This is a genomic window from Enterococcus sp. BWT-B8, from assembly GCF_020567625.1.
In the GTDB taxonomy this organism is placed as follows: Bacteria; Bacillota; Bacilli; order Lactobacillales; family Enterococcaceae; genus Enterococcus_L.
In genome coordinates this window covers 121,541-143,999 of record NZ_JAJDJV010000001.1, presented here as the reverse complement: position 1 = coordinate 143,999, position 22,459 = coordinate 121,541, and the positions used below count along the sequence as shown (strand labels likewise).

18 protein-coding genes are annotated in these 22,459 nt (G+C 39.6%); 3 read left to right on the top strand and 15 right to left on the bottom strand.

Features of this window, described 5'->3' with window-relative positions:
* Positions 1–69: 69 nt before the first annotated feature.
* The 11 genes from carB to LI951_RS00565 all read right to left on the bottom strand — a co-directional run bounded on the left by carB (position 70) and on the right by LI951_RS00565 (position 13,732).
* Positions 70–3,258, bottom strand: a complete 3,189-nt coding sequence (gene carB / locus LI951_RS00615) for a carbamoyl-phosphate synthase large subunit (RefSeq protein WP_229440942.1) — start codon at positions 3,256–3,258, stop codon at positions 70–72.
* Positions 3,251–4,336, bottom strand: coding sequence for a carbamoyl phosphate synthase small subunit (locus LI951_RS00610; protein ID WP_202066033.1), 1,086 nt, complete (start codon positions 4,334–4,336; stop codon positions 3,251–3,253). The genes carB and LI951_RS00610 overlap by 8 nt, the downstream gene beginning before the upstream one ends.
* A gap of 2 nt (positions 4,337–4,338) precedes the next feature.
* Positions 4,339–5,622 (bottom strand): dihydroorotase, encoded by a 1,284-nt coding sequence (locus LI951_RS00605; RefSeq protein ID WP_229440941.1) that lies wholly within the window; start codon positions 5,620–5,622, stop codon positions 4,339–4,341.
* 9 nt (positions 5,623–5,631) lie between these two features.
* Positions 5,632–6,558, bottom strand: a complete 927-nt coding sequence (locus LI951_RS00600) for an aspartate carbamoyltransferase catalytic subunit (RefSeq protein WP_229440940.1) — start codon at positions 6,556–6,558, stop codon at positions 5,632–5,634.
* A gap of 143 nt (positions 6,559–6,701) precedes the next feature.
* Positions 6,702–7,997: a uracil permease gene (gene uraA / locus LI951_RS00595; protein ID WP_202066023.1), complete on the bottom strand. Its 1,296-nt coding sequence runs from the start codon at positions 7,995–7,997 to the stop codon at positions 6,702–6,704.
* Positions 7,998–8,025: 28 nt separating this feature from the next.
* Positions 8,026–8,568, bottom strand: coding sequence for a bifunctional pyr operon transcriptional regulator/uracil phosphoribosyltransferase PyrR (gene pyrR, locus LI951_RS00590; RefSeq protein ID WP_202066020.1), 543 nt, complete (start codon positions 8,566–8,568; stop codon positions 8,026–8,028).
* A 327-nt stretch (positions 8,569–8,895) separates the two neighbouring features.
* Positions 8,896–9,798 carry an RluA family pseudouridine synthase gene (locus tag LI951_RS00585; protein WP_202066018.1) on the bottom strand — a complete coding sequence of 301 codons (903 nt, stop codon included), beginning with the start codon at positions 9,796–9,798 and terminating at the stop codon, positions 8,896–8,898.
* Positions 9,799–9,869: 71 nt separating this feature from the next.
* Positions 9,870–10,340, bottom strand: coding sequence for a signal peptidase II (gene lspA, locus LI951_RS00580; protein ID WP_324254761.1), 471 nt, complete (start codon positions 10,338–10,340; stop codon positions 9,870–9,872).
* A gap of 5 nt (positions 10,341–10,345) precedes the next feature.
* Positions 10,346–11,047, bottom strand: coding sequence for a CBS domain-containing protein (locus LI951_RS00575; RefSeq protein WP_202066014.1), 702 nt, complete (start codon positions 11,045–11,047; stop codon positions 10,346–10,348).
* Positions 11,037–11,420, bottom strand: a complete 384-nt coding sequence (locus tag LI951_RS00570; protein ID WP_229440939.1) for a hypothetical protein — start codon at positions 11,418–11,420, stop codon at positions 11,037–11,039. Before LI951_RS00570 ends, LI951_RS00575 begins: the two co-directional genes overlap by 11 nt.
* Before the next feature lie 641 nt (positions 11,421–12,061).
* On the bottom strand, positions 12,062–13,732 hold the full coding sequence (locus LI951_RS00565) for a formate--tetrahydrofolate ligase (RefSeq protein ID WP_229440938.1): 1,671 nt from the start codon (positions 13,730–13,732) through the stop codon (positions 12,062–12,064).
* A gap of 180 nt (positions 13,733–13,912) precedes the next feature.
* On the opposite strand from LI951_RS00565, the gene LI951_RS00560 reads away from it, so the two are divergent.
* On the top strand, positions 13,913–14,113 hold the full coding sequence (locus LI951_RS00560) for a cold-shock protein (protein WP_202066002.1): 201 nt from the start codon (positions 13,913–13,915) through the stop codon (positions 14,111–14,113).
* Between the two features lie 140 nt (positions 14,114–14,253).
* On the opposite strand, the gene LI951_RS00555 is transcribed toward LI951_RS00560, so the two are convergent.
* From LI951_RS00555 to gdhA, 3 genes are all read right to left on the bottom strand, one after another.
* Positions 14,254–14,391, bottom strand: coding sequence for a hypothetical protein (locus tag LI951_RS00555; protein ID WP_229440937.1), 138 nt, complete (start codon positions 14,389–14,391; stop codon positions 14,254–14,256).
* A 350-nt stretch (positions 14,392–14,741) separates the two neighbouring features.
* A complete protein-coding gene (locus tag LI951_RS00550; RefSeq protein ID WP_229440936.1) occupies positions 14,742–16,091 on the bottom strand; it encodes a glucose-6-phosphate isomerase in 1,350 nt (449 codons plus the stop codon).
* Positions 16,092–16,488: 397 nt separating this feature from the next.
* A complete protein-coding gene (gdhA, locus tag LI951_RS00545; RefSeq protein ID WP_229440935.1) occupies positions 16,489–17,835 on the bottom strand; it encodes an NADP-specific glutamate dehydrogenase in 1,347 nt (448 codons plus the stop codon).
* Between the two features lie 135 nt (positions 17,836–17,970).
* On the opposite strand from gdhA, the gene LI951_RS00540 reads away from it, so the two are divergent.
* Together LI951_RS00540 and LI951_RS00535 are read left to right on the top strand one after the other, a co-directional pair.
* The gene (locus tag LI951_RS00540; protein WP_202065994.1) at positions 17,971–19,257 is read left to right on the top strand and encodes an NAD(P)/FAD-dependent oxidoreductase; all 1,287 of its coding nucleotides are present in this window, start codon (positions 17,971–17,973) and stop codon (positions 19,255–19,257) included.
* A 431-nt stretch (positions 19,258–19,688) separates the two neighbouring features.
* On the top strand, positions 19,689–20,120 hold the full coding sequence (locus tag LI951_RS00535) for a hypothetical protein (RefSeq protein ID WP_229440934.1): 432 nt from the start codon (positions 19,689–19,691) through the stop codon (positions 20,118–20,120).
* An 85-nt stretch (positions 20,121–20,205) separates the two neighbouring features.
* Here the strand turns inward: LI951_RS00535 and LI951_RS00530 are convergent, their stop codons facing one another.
* Positions 20,206–21,951 carry a 1-deoxy-D-xylulose-5-phosphate synthase gene (locus LI951_RS00530; RefSeq protein WP_229440933.1) on the bottom strand — a complete coding sequence of 582 codons (1,746 nt, stop codon included), beginning with the start codon at positions 21,949–21,951 and terminating at the stop codon, positions 20,206–20,208.
* Positions 21,952–22,459 lie beyond the last annotated feature (508 nt).

Sequence of the window (22,459 nt, the reverse complement as noted above, 5' to 3'; positions counted from 1 at the left end):
CATTCTTTTACCCATCTTTTTTCTCACAATAGAACATCAGCTCGGAGCAAATTCTGCCCAGCCTTGATTCTAAATTGCCTCTGTTGAAAAAGCCCTTGATTCCAATACCTTTAATATGGCATTTGCCGTATCAAGAGAGGTAAATAATGGTACCCCCTGCTCAACAGACTCTCTCCGAATAATAAATCCATCCTCATTTGAAGACGACCGGTCCTTATCCATTGTATTAACTACCACCTGTGTCTGACCATTTCGAATAACATCCACAACTGTTTCGTTGTCTTCCTCTTTATCTTCAATTTTGGATACAGTCTTTATATGAAGACCAGCCTTTTCAAAATATTTTGCTGTACCGGCTGTACCAACCAGGCTATAGCCAATCGCTGTAAACCGTTTTGCCAATGCCAAAGCTTCCTCTTTGGTTTCATCTGCAATCGTAAACAACACTGCACCATAGCTTGGCAAATGAAGACCGCTGGCTTCGAAAGCCTTATAGAGTGCTTTTTCAAGACTGTAGTCTGAACCCATGACTTCTCCTGTGGATTTCATCTCAGGTCCAAGATACGTATCTACTTTTTGTAATTTGGTGAAGGAAAAGACTGGTGCTTTAATATGAACCTGTTTACTTTCAGGATACAGCCCATCTTCATAACCAAGTTCTGTCAATTTTTCACCTAAAATTGCTTTTGTCGCTACCTGTGCCATTGAGATGCCTGTGATTTTACTTAAAAACGGAACGGTGCGGCTGGCTCTCGGATTCACTTCAATCACATAAACCGTTTCTTCATGAATAACAAATTGAATATTCATCATACCAATACAATTTAAGCCTAAAGCCAGTTTTTTTGTATACTCAGTAATCGTTTCTTTAATTGTTTCAGAAAGAGTCTGCGGCGGATAAACAGCCATCGAATCACCTGAATGCACGCCGGCACGTTCAATATGTTCCATAATTCCTGGGATCAGGACGGTTTCTCCATCACAGATAGCATCAACTTCACATTCTCTTCCGACCAGATAGCTGTCTACCAGAACAGGATGCTCAGGTGAAGCCTTTACTGCATGTTCCATATAATCCTCAAGATCACGCTGATTTTCGACAATTTCCATTGCTCGTCCCCCCAGTACATAACTTGGGCGGACCAAAACCGGATAGCCGATCCGATTGGCTACTTCAACAGCCCCCTCTGCACTGACTGCTGTATCTCCCGGCGGCTGAGGAATTTCGAGTTGTTTTAAAGCTTGTTCAAACAAGTCGCGGTTTTCTGCACGATCCAGATCTTCAATCGTCGTTCCAAGAATTTTCACGCCGTTTTTCGATAATGGCTCCGCCAGATTAATTGCCGTTTGACCGCCGAACTGAACGATCACACCCTCCGGCTGCTCCAAATCAATCACGTTCATAACATCTTCAAGTGTTAAGGGTTCAAAATATAATTTGTCTGAGATTGAAAAGTCAGTTGAGACGGTTTCCGGATTGCTGTTCATAATAATTGCTTCATAGCCTGCTGCCTGAATCGCCTTAACGGAATGTACGGTTGCATAGTCAAATTCCACACCTTGACCAATTCGGATAGGACCGGAGCCAAGCACCAGAATAGATGCCTTCTCAGAACGAATACTCTCATTTTCGAATTCATATGTGCTGTAAAAATATGGTGTTTGCGATTCAAATTCAGCTGCACAGGTATCTACCATCTTATAGACAGGAATCAGATTATTATCATATCTGTACTTCCTTATTTCCTGTTCAGTCATGGACCACAGATCAGCAATTTTACGATCAGAAAAACCGTTTTGTTTTGCTTCTTTCAGTGTTTCAAAATCGTTCTTGTTTGCAGCAAGCGCTGTTTCCAATTCCACAATATGCAATAATTTATCAAGGAAGAACAAATCGACCTTCGTTAAATAAGCAAGTTCTTCAATACTATAGCCTCTTCTTAATGCTTCTGACAGATAGAACAGACGGTCATCCTGTGCCTTAACCATTTTTTCAGTCAGTAATTCATCTGAAACCTCTTTTAACTCTTTCAATTCATTGTGATAGGCTCCGATTTCCAGAGAACGAACAGCTTTCAGTAAAGATTCCTCAATATTTCGACCGATTGCCATAACTTCTCCGGTTGCCTTCATCTGTGTACCTAAAAGACGTTCACCCTTTTCAAACTTGTCAAAAGGCCAACGGGGAATTTTCGCAACGACGTAATCCAATGCCGGTTCAAACTCCGCATAGGTTGTTTCAGTTACAGGATTTTTCATTTCATCCAGCGTTAAACCAACGGCAATTTTTGCTGCAAGCTTTGCAATCGGATAGCCGGTCGCTTTACTTGCCAATGCAGAAGAGCGGGAAACTCTGGGGTTAACTTCAATTACATAATAGTTAAAGCTATGAGGATCAAGCGCGAGCTGAACATTACAGCCCCCCTCGATCTTCAAGGCACGAATAATTTTTAGTGATGCATCTCTCAGCATTTGATATTCGTAATCTGATAATGTCTGACTTGGCGCAAATACAATCGAATCTCCTGTATGAATACCCACTGGATCAAAATTTTCCATATTGCAGACCACAATGGCATTATCAGCTGAATCCCGCATTACTTCATACTCAATCTCTTTATAGCCGGCTATACTTTTTTCAATTAGACACTGCGTTGCCGGCGAAAGTTTCAAGCCGTTTTCAGCTACCACTCGCAGCTCTTCCTCATTGTCGCACATTCCGCCGCCGGTTCCGCCTAAAGTAAATGCAGGACGAACGATAATTGGATAACCAATTGTATTGGCGAAAGCAACTGCTTCTTCCACCGTGTGCACGATATCACTTTCAGGAATCGGCTGTTCAAGTTCTTCCATTAACTGTTTGAACAGATCACGATCTTCTGCCTGGTCAATCGCACTCAGCTTCGTTCCCAGCAGTTCAACATTCAGCTCTTCAAGGATGCCTGATGCTGCCAGTTCCATTGCCATGTTCAGACCAGTCTGCCCACCCAGTGTTGGAAGTAACGCATCTGGTCTTTCTTTACGCAGAATTCTCGAAACAAATTCAAGAGTGATCGGTTCGATGTAAACTTTATGAGCAATCTCTTTATCCGTCATAATTGTTGCTGGATTGGAATTGACCAAAACAACTTCGTAGCCTTCTTCTTTCAGAGCAAGACATGCCTGTGTTCCTGCATAATCAAATTCTGCAGCCTGACCAATGATAATCGGCCCGGAACCGATGACCATAATTTTCTTTATATCTGTTCTTTTAGGCATTTTCCTGCTCCTTCCATGCATCCATTAGTTCCATAAATTCATCAAAAAGGTGTAGTCCATCATGAGGACCAGGGGCTGCATCCGGGTGATACTGCACAGTAAAAGCCGGAAATTCCTTATGTCGTACCCCTTCAACTGTACCATCATTTATTTCTATATGCGTGACCATTAATTTTTCTGGATCAACTGTTTTTTCATCCACTGCGTAACCATGGTTTTGAGAAGTAAAATCTATTCTCCCAGTCGCAATCTCTCTGACCGGATGATTCAGTCCCCGATGACCGAATTTCATCTTATAAGTGTCTGCTCCGTTAGCCAGCGAAAAAAGCTGATGTCCAAGACAGATTCCAAAAATCGGAACCTTCCCCTGAATCTGCTGAATCATTTCAATTGCTTCCGGGACATCTTTTGGGTCTCCAGGTCCATTTGTCAGCATCACTCCATCCGGATGGAGATCTAAAATCGTTTGTGCATCTGTATTATAAGGTAAAACAGTCAGATTGCAATTTCTCTTGGACAGCTCACGCAGGATGCTGTGTTTCAAACCAAAATCAATCACTACTACATTTCGTCCGACACCTGGACTCGGATAGGGCTTTGTTGTTGAAACCTGAGCAACCTGATTCTTTGGCATAACTGTCGCACGAAGCTGATCAAATAGATGATTAAAGTCATCCCCTTCATCTGTCAACAGTCCTTTCATGGTTCCAACAGAACGAAGCTTTTTCGTCAATGCACGTGTGTCAATTCCTGCAATACCGGGAATTCCTTTCCTTTTGAGAAATTCATCCAGTGTCATTTGGTTGCGCCAGTTTGACGCCAGTCTTGCATACTCTTTAACGATCACTCCTTTACAGGTCGGCGAAATGGACTCATAATCATCACGATTAATGCCGTAATTCCCTATCATCGGATAAGTAAATGTGATAATCTGACCGTTAAAGCTTTGGTCCGTAATTGTTTCCTGATACCCAGTCATACTCGTCGTAAATACGACTTCACCTACTACATTCACTTCTGCCCCGAACGCTTTTCCTTCAAAAACAGTGCCGTCTTCTAAAATCAGTAATCGTTTCAACGTTATGCTTCCTCCTTAGACCAAACCAGCTTCCCATCAACAAATGTCATCAATGTATTTCCTTTTACTCTCCACCCGACAAAAGGTGTATTTACCGCAAGTGATTCAAATTTTTTATCATCAATGGCTTCCTCAAGTTCTAAATCAAATACAGCCAAATCTGCTGCCGCACCAATTTTCAGTGTTCCAGCTTTCAATCCGAATATTTCAGCCGGTTTCACGGACATCCAATCTACTACTTGTTCCAGTGTGAATTTTCCTGTTTCAACAAAGTGAGTGTAAATCAGTTGAAAAGCCGTTTCACTGCCGACAATTCCAAATGGAGCTTTTAAAAATGACTGCTTCTTCTCTTCCAGACCATGCGGTGCATGGTCAGTTGCAATACAGTCAATCGTTCCATCCAACAGCCCTTCAATCAAAGCCTTGCGATCCGCTCTCCCTCTTAAGGGAGGATTCATTTTCCAAAAACCGTTATCTTCCGAGATGTCCTCATCAATCAGCAGAAGATGGTGTGGGGAAACTTCAGCCGTTACATGAATTCCTGCTCGTTTGGCATCACGGATAACCCGCACGCTTTCTTCTGCAGACACGTGACAGACATGATAGTGAACGCCTGTTTCCTTTGCCAGTGTGATGTCTCGTGCAATCTGTGAAGCTTCAGCAGCACCGAGAATACCTGGAAGTCCTAGTTTTTTCGATACTTTACCGGTATGCATTACTCCGCCAAACAAAAGCGATTCGTCTTCTGTATGTGCAACAAGAGCCATATTGTTTGCTGCTGCTTCCTTCATTGCCAGATACATGGTTCCTGCAGTCTGAACGCCCACACCGTCATTCGTAAATGCAAATGCGCCAGCTTCTTTTAAAGCCTTTTGATCCGTTAGCCGTTCACTTCTCAGCTCTTCTGTAATGGGTGCATACTGCAGCACCTTTACAACAGCCTCTTTGCTGATAGTCTTGTAGATTTCTTCCAGCTTTTCTGCAGTATCAGGTACAGGATTCAAATTCGGCATTGCACAAACAGTAGTGAAGCCGCCTCTTGCAGCTGCTTTGCTTCCTGTTGCAATTGTTTCTTTATACGTAAAGCCCGGTTCTCTCAAATGGACATGAACATCAACCAGTCCGGGTGTAATCAACTGTCCCTTTGCATCATAAACCTGCTCAAACAGTGCTTCATCAAATTTTTGACCAACTGCAAATATTTTCCCTGCTTCAATCCAAATTGAAGCTTCAGTTAATTCGTTCCCGTTTTCAACAATTTTTCCATTTTTAATTAATGTTTTCATACTTGCCTCCTATGCCTTTCCTGCTAATACAGCTTCTAATATTGCCATTCTCATGTAGACTCCGTTGTTCATCTGCTGAACAATTCTGGACTGAATACCTTCAACCAGAGAATCAGCCAGCTCCACGTCTCGATTAATGGGTGCCGGGTGCATAATAATTGCTTCTTTTTTCATTTTTTTTGCACGTTCAACAGTCAAACCGTGCTGCTGATGGTACTCCTCTTTTGAAAAGCTTTCCGTTCCGTCATGTCGTTCATGCTGTACCCGCAGCATCATCATTACATCTGCTTTTTGGACGACCTCGTCAATAGATTCGTAATCACCATAAACATCAAACTGCGCATCATACCACTCTTCGGGACCAGAGAAATAAATTTCAGCTCCAAGCCTTTTCAGCAGCTGCATATTTGATTTTGCCACTCTGGAATGTGTCAGGTCTCCAATGATACCGACCTTCAATCCTTCAAAATAACCAAATTCCTCATAAATGGTCATCAGATCCAGCAAGCATTGGGTAGGATGCTGACCACTGCCATCTCCACCATTGATAATGGAGCATTGAATCGTTTTGCTTTGAATCAGCTTATCATAATAATTCTCTTCGCCATGACGAATAACTGCTACATCTACTCCAAGAGCCGACATTGTCAGAACTGTGTCATACAGTGTTTCACCTTTTTGAACAGAGCTTGTACTGGCTTCAAATTCGATCACTTCAAGGCCCAGTTTCTTTTCAGCAACATCAAAGCTTTTATGCGTCCGCGTACTATTTTCGAAAAATAGGTTCGTTGCAAAGTACTGCTTCCTGCCGGATTGCCATATTGCTCCCTGTTTAAATTCCTGCCCTCGTCTGATCAATCCCATTACTTCCTGATCACTTAAGGCTTCAACAGTTAATAAGTGCTTTAAACTGACTCGTTCTGACGTATGAATCATTCGTCATTCCTCCTATTATTATGTCTACTCTTTCTTTAGAAACCAGATTTGATTTATCAGACAGAAAATGGTCAATTTTTCTGTCTCATTATTTCGTGTTCTATTACTAATACTAAAAGCTGCATTTACAGCTTATAAACCAATCATTCTACTTCGCTTCGTGCCTTCTCAGGTAAAATCAGATTCAATATGATTCCCAGCATGGTTGCTAATGCCATACTTGTTAATTCAAAGCTGGCAATTTTCAAATACGCTCCGCCAATCCCAATAACCAAAATGGATGATGTGATGACAAGGTTCCGTTTCTGATCATAATCGACTTTGTTGTCGATCAGTATCCGCAATCCGCTTGAAGCAATCACTCCAAACAGCAGAAAGCTGATTCCGCCGATTACCGGACTCGGAATACTCAGAATTAATGCACTGACCTTTCCGATGAATCCAGCTGCAATAGCCAGTACAGCTGCTCCGCCAATTACATAGACACTGTGAACCTTTGTAATCGCAAGTACACCTATGTTTTCGCCATAGCTGGTAGTCGGCGGCCCGCCTGTAAACCCGCCGATAATTGTTGACAGTCCGTCTGCCAACAATGTTTTATTCAGCCCCGGAGATTTAAAGACATTCCGTTTGGTGATTTTACTTAAAACCATCATGTGTCCCATATGTTCCGTCATCGTCACAAACGCAATCGGAGCCATGCTCGTCAGTGCTGCGAGTGAAAATGAGAGATCATAGTCTATGAAAGGCAGCTGAAATGCCGGCAGACTGAACCACCTTGCTTCATCAACCGCAGATAAATCCACAATGCCCATCAGCATTGCAAAAAGATAACCGCAGACGATCCCCAGTAAAATCGGAATCAGACTCATAAATCCTTTCAAATACATGTTGAAAAAGATCGTAATTCCCAAAGTAAATAATGCTACTATGAAAAATTTACTGTCATAAACAGCTTCCCCATTTGCCAGTGTTCTGAACATTGCCTGGTTCCCAGCGGTTGAAGCAAGCCCCAGTCCGATAACCATGATCACCGGTCCAACTACGACCGGGGGCAAAATTTTATTTATCCAGTCTGATCCGACTTTTGAAATAATCAGTGCGACAATCAGATAAACAATCCCCGCATAGATAATTCCCTGTGCCACAGCCGGATACCCTTGAGTCGCCATCAATGCATTAATTGCTGAGATAAAGGCAAAGCTGCTGCCAAGATACGCAGGTACTGACCCTTTAGTGATCAGGATAAATAATAGTGTTCCAACGCCCGAACTAAATAAAGCGATACTTGGTTCGAGTCCCGTTAAAATCGGCACCAGTACATTGGCGCCAAACATTGTAAATAAGTGCTGCAGGCTTAAGCCCATCCACTGCAGGGCACCTGGTTTATCTTGTATATCCAAAACAACATCTGTATTTCTAAACTTTTTCTCATCCATTTTCTCTTTTTCCAACTTTCTATCCAGCCTATTCTGATTCTTTATTGATTAAAATTCTATCTTTTCCATCCAGCTCTTCCATCTCTACAATGATCTCTTCTTTTAAGGAGGTTGGGATGTTCTTTCCTACATAATCTGCGCGAATCGGCAGCTCTCTATGCCCTCGGTCCACCAGCACAGCTAATGAAATTTTCTTTGGTCTGCCAAGATCAATGATCGCATCCAGTGCTGCTCGAATGGTTCTTCCAGTGAAAAGGACATCGTCTATCAGAATAACCTGCTTCCCTTCTACTGAAAAAGGAATATCTGAAGAATGAAGCTCCGGCTCTTGTGCTTCGGGATCTGCAACATCATCCCGGTATAAGGTGATATCCAGCTCACCGACTGGAACATCAACATTTTCCAGTTGTTTCAAACGTTCTGCAATTCTGGCTGCGATATAAATTCCTCTGGTCTTGATTCCCACAAGAACAATATCCTGAATGCCCTTATTCCTTTCAATGATTTCATACGTGATTCGTGTTAATGCCCGTTTCATTGTTACTGCATCTACAACTTCTTTTCCTTGCATGATATATGCCTCCTTATACATTTTACTGCTTTATTCATTAGGCTGTGGTTTCAAAAACGATTGAAGTACGAATTCTCAGACACGTCCTTATAAAAATACAATTGTTGAGCTTCTTATCCTTTTTTATCAAAGTAGCTTTTTGACAATAAAAAAACTCCTGCCCAGAGGACAGGAGGATAGCTTACATAAGTGTATACTGTAATACACACAGACCTTGATTTAAGCGCACTTAAATGTTTTCTGCATGTGTCCTTCTTAGCCTCACGGGACTACTCTTAAAGGAATAATATTCAACTAAAGATAGTGTACCTTTTAATAAAAAATAAATCAATCATTATTTCTTAATTGCTCCAAAGTTTTTTCAAAAACCTTTGGTAACGGCGTTTCAAACTCCATGTATTCACCGGTTGTCGGGTGAACAAAGCCCAGCGTTTTGGCATGAAGGAACTGACCATTCCCTTTCAGTGTTTTTTTTGGACCGTAAAGCGGATCGCCTGCCACAGGATAACCAATATATTTCATATGAACCCGAATCTGGTGCGTTCGACCCGTTTCAAGCTGAAGCTCTATCAGAGTATAGCCGGAAAAACGTTCGACTACCTGAAAGTGAGTGACAGCAGGCTTCCCTGTTTCAATAACTGCCTGCATTTTCCGGTCAGTTTTTGAACGTCCGATTGGGGCATTAATTTCTCCCTTATCGTGCGAAATCTCGCCATGAACCAACGCAAGATATTTTCTGACAGATGTTTTCTCTTTCAGCTGTTCCGCCAGAGACTCATGTGCTTTATCATTTTTTGCCACCATCAAAAGCCCGGAAGTATCTTTATCAATCCGATGGACAATCCCTGGTCGAATAACTCCATTAATTGAGGAAAGATCCTTAATATGATACATCAATGCATTGACCAGTGTTCCGTTTGTATGCCCTGCTGCCGGATGTACCACCATTCCTTGAGGCTTATCTATGACAGCAACATCCTTGTCTTCATAGACAATAGTAAGAGCAATATTTTCAGCCTCAATCAGCAATTCCTCAGGTTCGGGAATATCAATCTCAATTTGATCCTTCTGTTTTACTTTATAATTGGATCGAACGACTTCTCCATTTACTCGGACCTGCTGTTCTTTCAACCACTGTTGAATTTGTGAACGTGAATAATCTAAATGCTCACTTAAAACTTTATCTATTCTGCCTGTTTCTGTATTGATTGTTAAGCTGATTCGCTCCATTTTTTCCATCCTTCATTTCTTTCTATTTGACGATTACTGACATACATAATCTGCTGATTCATCTTACTAAATCATTTTGCTTTTTTTCTTTTTTCTGCCCGTTCATCTAAAATCAGGTAGATAAAAATACAGCCAACTCCTATAACTAAGGACATATCAGCAACATTAAAAATCGGAAATTTCATAAAATCCGTCTGTATCATATCCACAACATAACCAAGACGCAACCGATCAATAAAATTACCGAGTGCACCCGCCAAAACCAGACTAAGACCAAATGTAAACCATTTGCTTCCATTAATGTTTTTGAAGAGTAGATATAAAATAACCCCGGCCACGATTACCGTGATTATATAAAAAAAGGTCATCTTCCCTGCCAAAATACTCCAGGCTCCCCCTGTATTTCGAACATATGTGAAAGAAATAAATCCTGAAATAAAATCTTTCGTTTCTCCTAGTTGAATATTTTTCACAGTCAAATACTTGGTCCATTGATCCAAACCAATAATCACTGCGCTAAGAAGCAAATACACTGCTAACAATCCCATCATTCCTTTTCTCCGTTTTTATACAAATCTCTTGGGCGGATAATTCCCAGTAAATTCCCATCTGGATTTCCATCCTTCGTTATTAAAACAGCTTCCAGCCGAACATTTGAAGCAAACATTTCCTCCACCTGAAAAACTTTGGTATTTTCACCAACAAATTCGTAGTTTCCTTGTTTGTAATTGTTTGCAAGTAAATCACCTGCTGTTTTTCCAGCCAGTTTTATTTCTCCTTTTGTACTTTCGACTGCCAGCCAAATTCCCAATCCTCTAACCGTAATAAATCCCTTAAATTTACCCATGTGATAGATTGGAAACTGAGAATACCGTTTTTTGGCGACAATTCTCAAAATTTCCTCCAAGGAAATAGTCATTTCAAAGCCTGTGACGGGCTTTGAAAATTTCGGTAATACCTTTTCGGGTTCAATCAGCTGATGCTCAATTTCAGTGATACGGCTTACCGCCCATTCATTAGGCTCTGCTATAACAAAATCTTTTGATATCCGTTCATGAACAATGGCATTCCTCAGCTGAGCCATCTGGAGAAGATCATTTTCAAATGACGCTACCTGAGATTTGCTCTTTTTTGCCATTCGTCTGGTCATCTCGCTAAAACCCATTGTTGCCGGGTTATTAAGCTGATCTCTCAGCCATTTTTCTATTCGATTAAAACTATTTAAAAACTGCTCAGCATTATGTCCCATCTGTTTTCTCCTTAATTACATATGCTTTTTTGAGTACTGAAAATAAAAAGATACAGTATAAAGCCAAAAGAATCAATACACCCCAATACGAACCCCGAGCAACTAGAATCAGAAAAAAGAAAAATAAATAATTTGAAACCAGAATCGGATTCATTTTTATTTCCAACTCTTTCTCCGCCGAATCATTTGCAAGAAGGAATACATCACTTTTCATAAAATAAAAGCGGACCTGCACCTCAACCTCATTTTCATTTACTTCAACCATTTTTTCTGAATTATTAGTAATGAGAAACCAGCGCTCGCCGTTTTTCATTACCTCAATTGGTGTTGCCATCCCGTAAAAACCGGTCTTCCGTGTAAAATGAACAATCATTTTTATACACCTCCATGCAACTCTTATCAAGTATATACTAAATGAAACAGCTAGAAAAGAAAAAAACAAGGATTATTCCCGCATCGGAACATCCTTTTCTTTAATCATTTTCTATTTATTATTTTAATTCCTTCATGATTTAAGCATTTTTCTTCTATAAACTTTCTGCTATGGACATTGAATTCATTACTTCTAAAGCCATCAAAACATCTCAAAAGCGAAAATTATGCACAAAAATAGTCTGACAAGCATCTTTCTCTTCGTTTCCATACACATCAGAATTGAGGTTCTTATGTCCACTCAATCCAACAATTATCAGATACCTGCCAGACCATATTCAGTTGGTAAGGAGTTTCTCAAATTCCCACGTTCCTTTCAGCTTTGCCATCTTCGGCTCCCATTTTACGATGTTCTCTCAACATCTGTTTCACTATTCCTCCGCCATAACTCTGCGGCATTATTAGGGAATTTCTATTACCCCTTACATCTATTTTATACCATATTCCAAATCGTTTTGCAAGCGCTTTAACTCGGGTAATTCAGATTATTTTTATTGCCTTCACGCTATAAAAAATTCTAGGAAAAACAGTGCATTAACACTGCTTTTCCCAGAATAAATATCTGCACTGTGCTTGATTTATTTAGAATAATCCGATCGCATTTCCATCTTTATCAATATCCATATTTAACGCAGCAGGTTTTTTAGGCAGCCCCGGCATCGTCATAACATCCCCAGTCAACGCGACAATAAACCCTGCGCCCAGTTTAGGAACCAGTTCACGAATTGTAACAGTAAAGCCTTCAGGCGCTCCCAACTTTGTCGGATCATCTGAAAGAGAATATTGCGTTTTTGCCATACAAACAGGCAAACGATCCCAGCCATATCTTGTAAATGTTTCCAGTTGTTTCTGCGCCTTCGGAGAAAATGAAACGCCTTCTCCTCCATAAATTTTCGTGACAATAGTTTCAATTTTTTCTTCCAATCCGATACCCATCGAATAAATTGTACGGAAATTGGACATTTGAGTATCAAGCGTGTGAAGCACTGCTTTAGCCAGTGCCTCTCCTCCTTCCGCCCCTTTTTCCCAAACCTGAGTCAGTTCAACTGGAACGCCAGCTTTACTGCACAATTCAAGCAGAATTTCCACTTCTTTTTTTGTGTCGCTCACAAATTCGTTAATGGCAACAACAACAGGCAATCCATAGCTTTCCATGTTTTCGATATGCTTTTTGAGATTTGCAAAGCCTTTTTTCAAAGCAAATACATTTTCCGTTCCCAATTCATTTTTTGCAACACCGCCATGCATCTTCAACGCGCGAATTGTAGCTACAATAACTACTGCGTCAGGAGCTTTATTTAAATTCGGCACCTTAATATCCAAGAATTTTTCTCCACCCAAATCTGCACCAAACCCTGCTTCTGTAACAACATAGTCGCCTAATTTTAAAGCCGTTTTGGTAGCCAGAACACTGTTGCAGCCATGGGCAATATTTGCAAACGGTCCGCCATGCACAAGAGCTGCAGTCCCATAAATTGTCTGAACAAGGTTCGGCTTGATCGCATCTTTAAGCAAAAGAGCGAGTGCTCCCTGAACTTCTAAATCATTCACTGTTACAGGCTCGCGATCGAATGTATAACCGATAACAATATTTCCCAGACGAAGTTTTAAATCCTCCAGATCAGATGCAAGACAAAGAATAGCCATGATCTCACTGGCTACAGTAATATCAAATCCATCTTCTCTTGGTACTCCCTGAATCGGACCGCCTAAACCTACAATAACATGTCTGAGTTCCCGATCATTTAGATCCACGACCCGTTTCCAGATTATTCTTCTAACATCAATGTTCAATTCGTTTCCCTGCTGAATGTGATTATCCAACAACGCAGATAACGCATTGTTTGCCGTAGTAATGGCATGCATATCCCCGGTGAAATGCAGATTAATATCCTCCATTGGTAAAACCTGAGCATAGCCTCCGCCGGTTGCTCCGCCTTTGATTCCCATAACTGGTCCTAAAGAAGGCTCTCTTAAAGCAATAACTGTTTTCTTGCCAATTCGGTTTAGTGCATCCCCCAAACCAATTGTAACTGTAGATTTTCCTTCCCCTGCAGGAGTAGGGTTAATTGATGTCACTAAAATCAGTTTGCCATCATCATTTCGTTCAAGTTTTTTTATTGCTGGAAAATCAACTTTTGCCTTGTACTTTCCATGAAGTTCCAAATCATCCCCGCTTAAACCTATCGTTTCTGCAACTTTTTCAATTGGCAGAAGCTCTATTTCTTGTGAAATTTCAATATCTGTCTTCATTTTTACCTCTTTTCCCGAACTTTTATAAATATAAAATGCTTTTCGTTAAGTTATTTACTATTATAACGGTTATTTTTGTAGTTTTCCACGTTTATATTCTCCTATTCCAAAATGTTGACGTTTTCCTGTATAGTCTTTATAATTAGACTAGTTTCAAATTTTAAAGGGAGCGTGAAGCGAATGGAAAAAGGATTCGTCAAATGGTTTGACAATAGAAAAGGCTATGGATTTCTATCATATAATGAAGATGAAGAAATTTTCGTTCATTTCACTGCTATTGAAGAAGAAGGATTTAAACAACTGGAAGAAAATCAGGAAGTTACCTTTGAAGTTGTTCAGGGTAATCGCGGTCTTCAGGCTGCGCATGTAAAGAAAATCTAATCAAAAATAATATAAACTTTAAAACGGCTGAGAAACGAATCCACAGATTCTTCTTCAGCCGTTTTTTGGCTATTCTAATTTATTATCCAAGAAATTATATGCGACAAAATAAGCAAGCTTATTCCGATAACAAGCCAATACTAGTATTTTTTATCTTTAAACAAAATGCTGTATATTCCAGCCAAAGCTAAAGGAACAAAAACAAAACCCAACAACTCTCCTAAAGCATCTCTGACAATCATATCCTGAAAACAGCAATGCAATCCATCTTCTTTCAAATATGACCCTCCCGGAGAAATATGAGACAGCTGAAGTAATACATGTCACCAAAAACAAATACATCATATAAGCTATAAATCCATTATTACTAATTAATCGAAAAAGAACATATGATAATAGTAAAACAGATGGGGTCATAAAAAAAAGCCAGCTGGCATATGTTTCTAAAGTGAACCTTGAGCTACCAAAAGAAATATATAAATCTTATCGATAGGCATACAAAGACAGATTGCCTTTAAAAAGATGAGATAAAAGAGATAATTTTAGTATTCACAGAAGACGCAGAAATTAGAAATACCCGCTAAAGTCTATTTCAAACTTTAACGGGCATCATCTATTTTTTATCTTTTTAGAGGCGTTCGTTCAATTCTTTTGCCAAATCTTCAAATCCAGGTTTGCCAAGTAAGGCAAACATGTTCGCTTTGTATGCTTCTACCCCCGGCTGATCAAATGGATTTACACCGTTTAAGTAGCCTGAAATTCCTACAGCAATTTCAAAGAAGTACATCACATAGCCCAATGAATATTCATCCATTTTCGGTACTTTGACAATCATATTAGGAACATTTCCGTCCGTATGAGCTAACAGTGTTCCTTCAAACGCTTTTGTATTAACAAAATCAATCTCTTTTCCTTGAAGATAGCCCAGTCCATCCAAATCTTCATCCTGCAATGGAATCGTTAATGAATGACGAGGATTCTCAATCTTCACAACAGTTTCAAATAAATTACGAAGACCATCCTGAACATACTGCCCCATTGAGTGTAAGTCTGTTGAAAAGTCAGCAGCAGCCGGGAAAATACCTTTTTGGTCTTTTCCTTCAGACTCTCCATATAGCTGTTTCCACCATTCTGAGAAGTAATGCATTCCAGGCTCGTAATTAATCAGCATCTCTGTTGTCTTTCCTTTACGATATAAAATATTACGTAATGCTGCATACTGATAAGCCTGATTTTGTTTTAAGTCAGTTGTTGAAGCATATTCTTTGCGGGCATCATTTGCACCGTTCATCAATGCATCGATATCCGCTCCGCTGACTGCAATCGGCAGTAAACCTACAGCTGTTAGTACAGTAAAACGTCCGCCAACATCATCAGGAATTACAAATGTTTCCCAGCCTTCAGCATCTGCTTCAACCTTCACTGCGCCTTTTTCACGGTCAGTAGTTGCATAGATCCGTTTGTTTGCTTCTTCCTTGCCATATTTTTTAACCAATAATTCTTTAAATACACGGAAAGCAATTGCCGGCTCTGTCGTTGTACCAGATTTTGAAATAACATTGACAGAAAAATCACGGTCTCCGATTACATTGATTAAATCAACTAAATAAGTTGAACTGATGCTGTTCCCTGCAAAGAATACTTGAGGTACTTTGCGCTCTTCTTTTGTTAATGCATTGCTGAAAGAATGCTGCAGGAACTCAATCGCAGCACGAGCACCCAGATAAGAACCGCCAATACCGATAACAACCAGTACTTCTGAATCTGACTGGATTTTTTCTGCTGCTTTTTTGATACGGGCAAATTCATCTTTGTCATAATTTTCAGGCAGATCAATCCACCCAATGTAATCATTTCCGGCACCCGTTCCTTGTCTCAATGCTGCATCCACTGCATCGATTTGAGTTTGCATATATTCCAATTCATGTTCAGCAACAAAAGGTGCTAATTTGGAATAGTCAAAATTAATGTGTGACATTCCTTCTCCTCCTTGAAAATAAACTTAATACACTACTACTTTACGTTTTTTCAACATTTTAATCAAGTAAATTATGCATAGATAGACCAATTTAAAACAGAATACATCTTCATGGCTCATAACTGCGTATAAAAACTAAATCTGCTGTTTGGACTGTCAAGTTAATGAGAGGCCAGATTCCCTTCTGCATACTTCCAGACAAATACAGCAGCAGCTCGTTAAAGGCAGCATTCTGTCCTATACTAAAAAACGAGAGTGGGACAGAAATAAAGTTCCAAGCTCTCTTCGTATTTAGCCCCGAATAAACGGTGGGACAAACACTTATGAGGGCTATCGTCCTTCTAAGTGTTTGTCCCGACCTCAGTTTCATACTTTTGATTTAAAACATTTGCTGATGTTACACAAGTCCCTGACTTAACATAGCTGTTGCAACTTTTTCAAAGCCGGCAATATTTGCACCCAGCACGTAATTATTTTCTGCACCATATTTCACTGCAGTATCACGACAAGTTTCGTAAATATTTTTCATAATATCATCCAGCATAGCATCTACTTTTTCAAATGACCATGACAAACGTTCTGAATTCTGGCTCATTTCCAAAGCGGAAACAGCTACACCGCCCGCATTCGCTGCCTTACCTGGACAATATAAAACTTGATTTTGTTCAAAAATGTGTACAGCCTCCAAAGAACAAGGCATATTGGCACCCTCAGCAACAATTTTTGCGCCATTTTCCACTAAAACAGCTGCCTGCTCTTTGTTAATTTCATTTTGTGTCGCACATGGCAAAGCAATATCATATGCCTTCTTGAAGTCCCAAACTGACTGTCCATCGAAATATTCCGCATCCTTATGCGTTTCAACATATTTGGAAATACGTTCTCTGTTCTTTTCCTTTAGTTCTTTTACCAGTTCAACATCAATCCCATTAGGATCATAAACAAATCCATTAGAATCTGAACAAGTCAAAACAACAGCCCCTAGCTCTTTTGCTTTTTCCATTGCGTAAATTGCAACATTCCCGCTTCCTGAAACGACAACTTTCTTCCCTTCAAAAGAATCATTGCGGTCGTTCAGCAAATGGCGAACAAAGTAAACTGCACCATATCCTGTTGCTTCAGTACGTGTCTGACTTCCCCAGTATGTTAAAGGTTTACCAGTCAGAACGCCTGCATCATAATTTCTCAAACGTTTATACGTCCCATACAGATACCCAATTTCTCTGGCACCCACACCAATATCTCCTGCCGGAACATCTGTATCCGGTCCAATATGCTTTTGAAGCTCTGTCATAAAGCTTTGGCAAAAACGCATAACTTCATTGTCTGATTTCCCTTTAGGATCAAAGTCGCTGCCGCCTTTTCCTCCTCCAATCGGAAGACCTGTCAAGCTGTTCTTGAAGATTTGTTCAAATGCTAAAAACTTCAATACACTAATATTCACACTTGGATGGAAACGCAAGCCTCCCTTATATGGACCAATCGCAGAATTATATTGAACACGATAGCCGCGGTTCACACGCCAATTTCCTTCATCATCTTGCCAAGGCACCCTAAACTGAATCACCCGTTCAGGTTCAATCAACACTTCAAGAATGTTCGCCTCAACAAATTTTGGATTTTCGTTCAAGAAAGCTTCCATGCTTGGCAGAAACTCATCAATTGCCTGCAGATATTCTGTCTGCCCTCTTTCCTTATCTCCGATTTTTTCCCGAATTTCTTTTACATACTTTGTTACGTTCATATAGTCACCATCCCATTCAAGTTATTATTTATTTTACAGGAAAAAGTAGATTTTTCCACTCTAAGCATAAAAAAATCAAAAAAAACTTTTTTTATGCAGTTTATGATAAACTGTAATTTGAATTGGAGGAAAATTATGAATACGTTTGATGTAATAATTATTGGCGCCGGAACCAGTGGTCTAATGGCTTCTGTAGCGGCAGCAGAAAAAGGAAAACGAGTATTACTGGTAGAAAAAAACAAACGCATTGGTAAAAAACTTCTATTAACCGGAGGTGGGCGATGTAATGTTACTAATAATCGTTCTTCTGATGAGATTATTGCTCATATTCCCGGTAATGGTAAATTTCTATACAGTGCATTTTCACAATATGATAACCACGATATTATCAATTTCTTCGAAGCAAATGGAGTCAAATTAAAAGAGGAGGATCACGGACGCATGTTTCCTGAAACAGATCGTTCTCAAACAATTGTGGAAACCCTTCATGAGAAATTAAAGGAATTGTCTGTTACATTGTACACAGAGGCAGCAGTAAGAAAAGTATTAAAAAAAGACGAACAGATTATTGGAGTGGAACTGATTAATCAAAAAGTTTATGCGCCCTGTGTCATCATTGCTACAGGTGGTAAAACCTACCCTTCCACAGGGTCAACCGGAGACGGCTACAAATTCGCAAAAGCAATGGGACACTCAATTGAGACTCTTTACCCAACAGAATCCCCTATTCGCTCTGAGGAGTCATTTATTAAAGAAAAAACATTACAGGGAATTTCTTTGAGGAATGTTGCTTTATCTGTTTTAAGTAAAAAAAATAAACCGATTATCTCTCACACAATGGATATTTTATTTACTCATTTCGGACTTTCCGGTCCGGCGGCGCTACGCTGTTCCAGTTTTGTGAACCAGCAGCTTTCTCAAGAAGGAGTCTCCACTGTCTCTTTGTCATTGGACATTTTTCCAGAAGAATCAGCGAAACAGCTGCTGAATGAACTGTCAAAAAAAATCACAGCAGAACCGGAAAAACTTTTAAAAAATACGCTGAAGCAGTTCTTGCCGGAACGTCTACTGGATTTTTTACTGACGAAACAAAAACTTATAGCTCTAAAGGGGAAGCAGGTATCCGAAGTGCAGCTCGAAACATTTGTTTCTAACTTAAAGGATTTTCGTATCGAAGCCTCAGGAACCTTCCCAATTGAAAAATCTTTTGTTACCGGCGGAGGAATTGCTTTGAAAGAAATTAATCCCAAAACTATGGAAAGCAAACGAATTGAAGGTCTTTATTTCTGTGGCGAAGTCCTGGATATCAACGGGTACACAGGAGGTTACAATATCACTGCAGCTTTAGTAACTGGACATTGTGCCGGTGTTCATGCTGCTGAAGCTTCTGAATACAGTCAGTACAGAATTGAAGGCTATTAGTTTCAAGCTGTTAACTGGAAATCTTTTTTCTTTTCCGATATTTAAAAGCTAATTGCTCATTCATTAAAGAACAGACAAAAAGCAAGCAATAGATGAATTTTTCATCCATATGCTTTGCTTTTTTTGCTTTGTCAGCGTTTTTTTCATTTCATATAAATAATAGTTGCTTTTTCATATCTTTTTTTATATTGTAACAATAACTCGGTTACTGAAAGAATGTTCTGCAACTTTCAATTTTTCTATCCTAACTTCTTTCAATTAAAAAAATAAATCATTTTAGAGTAGAATATAGATAAAAAATCAGTATTAATAGGCTTCTATCTTTCGTCTCCTACTCCAGCATGAGAATTTACCAATGAAAAATCATTCAAAAGACTGATTTATTTTTTTGCACAACATGGGAAAATAGATTCATAAGGGAGGTGATTTTAATGAAAATCAAAATAAAAAAACAAACACATTGGGGCTGTCTTAAACCTTTAACTGTGACAGTCAATAACCAGTCAAAAGTAAAATTATTTAACTGTATTCCATTGGAAATAGAAGCTCAGCCGGGAGATGAAATCAGTTTTAAAGAAGGTATCTTTTCTTCTTTTAAGAAAATTGAAGTCACTGTCAATACACATGAAATCCTTATTACAAATTCAAATAACTTACAGCAATTATTCCTGAAATTCATGTTGCCATTCTTAGTCTTCACTGTTTCCTGTCTGATTATTCAGTCTATGTTAAATTTAGCTGCGTTCGCACTTGTTCTGTTTATTGGATTTATCCATGTTTTCAGACTTCAATCTTACCAGTTTGAAATAGATGGACAACTTGAATGGTCTTCATCCAGTCATTTACTGAAACTATACAAATAAGTGCTTTCCTTGCTTAAGAGATATCCTATATAAACGAAGTCCAAGTTGAATCAGCTACAGAGATTCAACTTGGACTTCGTTATTTTTATTTTAATAGGTGTAGGATATCTTGAGACATCAGATCAGGAGTAAGATGGAATTCTTTCATTAATTCATTTGTTGTCTGGTGAGGAAAGAACTGTTTTTCTGCTCCATAATTCAAAACCTTCATTTCATCGGCTCCATACCATCGGCTGATTTTTTCTCCATATCCACCATCCAAACTGCCATCTTCCAACGTAACAACGACACGATGACTCGTTTTTAATCCCTTTAACACAGCTTCATCCAATTCTGTAAAAGAATGGGGATTAATTACTGTAGCGGCTACACCATGTTCCAGCAGCTGTTTTTGTACTTGTCTGGCAAGAGGTAAAAAGCTTCCTAATCCCAGTAATGCCACTTCATTTCCTTGTATCTCGATTGTCCATTTTAGCGGATCAAATGGCTGATGCAGCGACAGTGAAACGACTTTGCTTTCCGGGATTCTTATAATTACCGGACGTTCATTCTGATCCAGTGCCCAATTCAGCATCGCAGACAGCTCTTCTTTACTTGTCGGAGCAAGATAAATCAGACCGGGAATGCTTGTTATATAAGGAACATCAAAACTCCCCTGATGAGTCGGATCGCCACCGCTGATCTTCCCTCCTCTGACAATTACAACTGCTGGATTTTGATCAATTCCAAGATCATGAGACAGCTGATCGTAGGCTCTCTGCAGGAAAGTACTGGAATGGAAAACAACAGGCTTTGCTCCTGCTTTTGCCATGCCTGCTGCAAATGTAATGGAATGCTGCTCAGCGATACCGACATCCACATAATTGTCTGGATGTCTTTGTTCAAATTCTTTTAATTTGAACAGTCCCGGAATTCCGGCAGTAATTGCGAGAATCGGCATTTCAGCTTCTGTAATACGCTGAGAAAGAATCTCAAGGACTACATCATCATAGCTTTCATTTGTTCCCTTTTTAATACTCTCACCGGTTTCTAGATCAAAAGGCATGTGCCAGTGAAAACCCATTTTGTTAGAAACTGCCGGCTCATATCCACGCCCCTTTTCTGTGTGGATATGAAGAACAATCGGTTTAGACGTGTCTTTTACTTTTTCAAAAGCTGTAATCATTTCCTGAATGTCGTTTCCTTCTTCAACGTACAGGTAATTAAGCCCTAAAGCAGTAAATAGATTTGTCTTCCCATTCCCTTTTGTTTGTCTGAGTTCTTTCAAGTTTCGGTACATTCCTCCATGATTTTCTGCAATGGACATTTCGTTATCATTAAGGACAACAATCAGATTGGAGTGAAGCTCTGCTGCATTGTTCAATCCCTCCAACGCCAAACCTCCCGACAAGGAGCCGTCACCTAAAACAGCAACAATATTCTCTTTTTTATGTTGTAAATCTCTGGCTTTTGCCATTCCAACGGCTAGACTGACAGAGGTTGATGTATGTCCGACTGTAAAGAAATCATGGGGGCTTTCCTCTGGACCGGTATAGCCAGAGACCTCATGATATTTTTCTTCATTTAGCCAGGCTTCCTTTCTTCCAGTAATTATTTTGTGTGGATATGATTGATGAGATACATCCCAGATTACTTTATCTTTTGGTGAATCAAAAACATAATGGAAAGCGAGTGTCATCTCTACTATCCCCAAATTTGGTCCGACATGCCCGCCGGTAATGCTGACTTTTTTCAACAGCAGCGCTCTTATTTCTTCAGCTAGGTCCTCCAGCTGTTTAATAGATAAATTTTTCAAATCTGACGGGCCGTTTATTTTATTAATAATTGTCAAAATAGATCATTCCTTCTTCTTTTTAATTATTGCTTTCATCTAGTGCTCTGACCAAATTATAAATTATAATAAAAAATCGTTTATAACTAATGTTCAATGATAGAAAATTTTAACTTGCATGCCTCAATGACAAGAACGAGCCGCCTTAAAAGCAACTGGGGAACTACTAGCTATTTTTACAGCTAATTTGACTCCAGTTAGGGATGAAATCGACGTTTTCTGCTGAGTTGCTCCCGGACTGACTGCACGTTTCTTGGATTGGAAGCATAGCTTAGTTTTAAGTCGGTCAACACACTAGTTGTTTGGAATCATTTTCTTTTATCTGACTGATTCTAAACGTTCTCCTTCTTCAGTTTTCAGTAAACACTTCTTTTTTATTTTTTCTCCTTTCTGCTAATGATGCGAGCGTTTCTATATCCTGCTTAACTGCTTCTATTTCACTCGATTTATCATCTGCTGAATGTATTTTCTCTGCAAAACACTACAATAATAGTATATGAATTTGTTC

Coding starts and splice junctions, on each gene's coding strand:
- carB (WP_229440942.1), bottom strand. CDS start 3,258: ATGCCTAAAAGAACAGATATAAAGAAAATTATGGTCATCGGTTCCGGG.
- LI951_RS00605 (WP_229440941.1), bottom strand. CDS start 5,622: ATGAAAACATTAATTAAAAATGGAAAAATTGTTGAAAACGGGAACGAA.
- LI951_RS00600 (WP_229440940.1), bottom strand. CDS start 6,558: ATGATTCATACGTCAGAACGAGTCAGTTTAAAGCACTTATTAACTGTT.
- uraA (WP_202066023.1), bottom strand. CDS start 7,997: ATGGATGAGAAAAAGTTTAGAAATACAGATGTTGTTTTGGATATACAA.
- pyrR (WP_202066020.1), bottom strand. CDS start 8,568: ATGCAAGGAAAAGAAGTTGTAGATGCAGTAACAATGAAACGGGCATTA.
- LI951_RS00585 (WP_202066018.1), bottom strand. CDS start 9,798: ATGGAGCGAATCAGCTTAACAATCAATACAGAAACAGGCAGAATAGAT.
- LI951_RS00575 (WP_202066014.1), bottom strand. CDS start 11,047: ATGGGACATAATGCTGAGCAGTTTTTAAATAGTTTTAATCGAATAGAA.
- LI951_RS00570 (WP_229440939.1), bottom strand. CDS start 11,420: ATGATTGTTCATTTTACACGGAAGACCGGTTTTTACGGGATGGCAACA.
- LI951_RS00565 (WP_229440938.1), bottom strand. CDS start 13,732: ATGAAGACAGATATTGAAATTTCACAAGAAATAGAGCTTCTGCCAATT.
- LI951_RS00560 (WP_202066002.1), top strand. CDS start 13,913: ATGGAAAAAGGATTCGTCAAATGGTTTGACAATAGAAAAGGCTATGGA.
- LI951_RS00550 (WP_229440936.1), bottom strand. CDS start 16,091: ATGTCACACATTAATTTTGACTATTCCAAATTAGCACCTTTTGTTGCT.
- gdhA (WP_229440935.1), bottom strand. CDS start 17,835: ATGAACGTAACAAAGTATGTAAAAGAAATTCGGGAAAAAATCGGAGAT.
- LI951_RS00540 (WP_202065994.1), top strand. CDS start 17,971: ATGAATACGTTTGATGTAATAATTATTGGCGCCGGAACCAGTGGTCTA.
- LI951_RS00535 (WP_229440934.1), top strand. CDS start 19,689: ATGAAAATCAAAATAAAAAAACAAACACATTGGGGCTGTCTTAAACCT.